This window comes from Verrucosispora sp. SN26_14.1 (genome assembly GCF_004307965.1).
GTDB lineage: Bacteria > Actinomycetota > Actinomycetes > Mycobacteriales > Micromonosporaceae > Micromonospora.
Window position 1 is genome coordinate 1 of record NZ_SISL01000649.1, and the last position, 2,558, is coordinate 2,558.

Below are 2,558 nucleotides of genomic sequence, written 5' to 3' on the forward strand. Positions count from 1 at the left end.
AGCAGCCGGGGCAGCAGCCGGGCGGCGAGCCGCAGCGCCCGGTCCAGCGCCTGCGGCGCACCGCGCTCGGCGTACGTCGGAACCCGCTCACGGGCCATCAGCCGGCCCTGCCGGTCGGCGACCCCGACGGCCATCTTCGTCCCGCCGAAGTCGATGCCGAGCAGCAGCCCGTCGGTGTACGCGCCCGACTCGGGTCGCGCCAGCTGCACGCTCATCGGGCCGCCATCTCGGTGGCGACCGCGTCCAGTGCGGTGTCGGCCCGGTCGAGACGGTCGCGTACCGCCGCCAGCCGTGCCCGCGCCGCGTCGAAGCTGCCTCGCAGCGTCGCCACCTGGGCGCGTACCGCGTCGCTGCCCGGCCCGTCGGCCTGGGCGCGGCCGAGCACCAGCTCCGGCCGGACGGCGGCGGCGATCAGGTCGTCCACGGCGGCGTCGTCGAGCCCGCCGGGAACCAGCCCCTCGGCGGCGGCCCGCACATCGTCGGCGGTCCAGCCCTGCGGGGCACCGCCGCGCACCAGCCGACCCACCACCGAGTGCGCGGCCCGGAACGGCACACCGTGCCGGGTCAGGGCGTCGGCGGCGGCGGTCGTGGTGGCCCCGGAGGCGACGATCTCGGCGGCCGACGGCGGCGTCAACGGCGCGATCTCGGCGAGGAAGCCGCCGAGCAGGGCGAAGAACCGGTCCGCCCGGTCGTTGCTCTCCCAAAGCCGCACCTGCACGTCGGTGGTGGCGTTGTTCGAGTCCTCCCACCAGGCCGCGCCCACGTTGTTCAGCACCGAGGCGGCGTCGGCGGCGGCCTGCCCGGCGTACGAGACCAGGTGCTCCAGCACCACCGGGTTGCGCTTCTGCGGCATGATGCTGCTGCCCTGGGTGAAGTCACCGGGCGTGGTCACCCACTGCCAGCTCAGCCAGTCCATCAGGGTGCGCGCCAGCCGCGCCCCGGTGGCCAGCGCCTGGGCGTTGAGGGTGCCGACCCGCACCAGATGGTCGGCGCCGGCCACCGCCTCGTACGAATTGGTCACCAGACCCGCGAAGCCGAGCAGCTCGGCCACCCGGGCGGGGGAGATGTCCAGGTCGGTGCCGGCGAAGGCGCAGGACCCCAGCGGTGAGACGTTGAGCGCCTCGATCACGTCGGCGTAGGCGAGCGCCTCCCCGGCCAGCGCCTCGGCGTACCCGGCCAGGGCGTGCCCGATGGTGGTCGGCTGGGCCGGACGCCGGTGGGTGTAGCCGGTGATCACCACGTCCGCGTACCGGTCCGCGGCGTCCAGCGCGACCGTGCCGGTGGCCAGTACCCGGTCGAGCACGCCGGTCAGCTGGTCGCGCAGCAGCATCCGGAACACCCCGGCGTCGAGGTCGTTGCGGCTGCGCGCCATCTGCACGTCCAGCTCCGAGGTGGGTATCCCGCAGGCCGCCGCGAGACGCTTCTCCACCAGGTAGTACGTGTCCTCGAAGGTGCCGTCGAAGGGCGGCGCGTCGGCCTGGTCGGCGCGCAGCTCGGCCAGTCCGCGCAGCAACCGGGCGCCCCGATCGGCGGGGATCAACCCCTGCTCGGTCAGCATCACCACGTGCGCCTGGCTCGCCCGCACCATCGCCGGGAACAGGTGCCCGACGTGGTGGTCGTAGGTGGGACGCAGGTGGTGCCGCTGGTAGGTGGTCAGCGCGGGTGTGCTCATGACGGAGTTCCTTACTTCCTCTGCGGGCCGGGTCGGCGCGGGGGCCGTCCCGGACGGTCGGCCGGTCAGTCGTCCAGCCCGAGCAGGCGCTCGGCGTTACCGGCGAAGATCGCGCGCAGGTGCTCGTCGGGCAGGCCCAGTTCCCGGCAGATGCGGAGCTGGTCGTCGAGGTAGCGGGTGACGTACCCGCGCGGGAACCACGACGAGTCGCTGCCGAACACGATCCGCTCCGGGCCGATGGTCTCGTAGCAGCGCCGGAACAGGTCCTCCAGCGTCAGCTTGTACGGCATCCACCGCACCCACTGGTTGGAGCCGGAGGTGTCGACGTGCACGTTCGGGCAGCCCCAGGCGGTGAAGAGCAGCTCCTGCACGTACTGCACGCCGAAGTGCGGCACCACCACCGGCAGCTCCGGGAACCGACGGGCCATCCGGGCCAGCTCCTCCGGACCACCGTGCCGGCCGAAGGTGAGGCCGCCGGCGCTGCCGTAGTGCCCGATGTGGATCAGCACCGGCACACCGAGCCGCTGCGCGGCGCCCCAGAGCGGATCGAGGTCCGGCCCGTCGAGCGGGCCGCGCAGCAACGGCGCGAACAGCTTCAACCCGCGCAGGCCGCGTTCGGTGACCGCCCGTTCCAGCTCGGCCGCGGCGTCCGGTGCGTACGGGTCGTGGTGGGCGAAGCCGAGCAGCAGGTCCGGGTGCCGGTCGACCACGTCGGCCACCGCGTCGTTGCCGCCGCCGGTGACGAACACCGCCCGGCGTACGCCCACCCGGCGCAACTCGTCGGCCCACCGGTCGGCCTCGTCCGGCCAGTGCGCGGCGGGCGGCTCCGGTTCCGGGAACGACCACGCCTGCCGCCACGCCCGCGCGTACGGGGCGGGGCGGCAGG

The 2,558-nt window shown here is 74.3% G+C and carries 2 protein-coding genes and 1 pseudogene; all 3 read right to left on the bottom strand.

The genetic code is table 11. The annotated features are described in order from the left end of the window. A pseudogene (locus EYA84_RS30395) lies at nucleotides 1-215 on the bottom strand (hypothetical protein); the annotation flags it as partial. Continuing rightward, nucleotides 212-1,672 (bottom strand): argininosuccinate lyase, encoded by a 1,461-nt coding sequence (locus tag EYA84_RS30400; RefSeq protein WP_131057660.1) that lies wholly within the window; start codon nucleotides 1,670-1,672, stop codon nucleotides 212-214. The pseudogene EYA84_RS30395 and the gene EYA84_RS30400, both read right to left, overlap by 4 nt. Before the next feature lie 65 nt (nucleotides 1,673-1,737). Then, nucleotides 1,738-2,558 (bottom strand): amidohydrolase family protein (locus EYA84_RS30405; protein ID WP_131057662.1); only part of this gene is annotated, 821 nt, incomplete at its 5' end.

Coding starts and splice junctions, on each gene's coding strand:
- EYA84_RS30400 (WP_131057660.1), bottom strand. CDS start 1,672: ATGAGCACACCCGCGCTGACCACCTACCAGCGGCACCACCTGCGTCCC.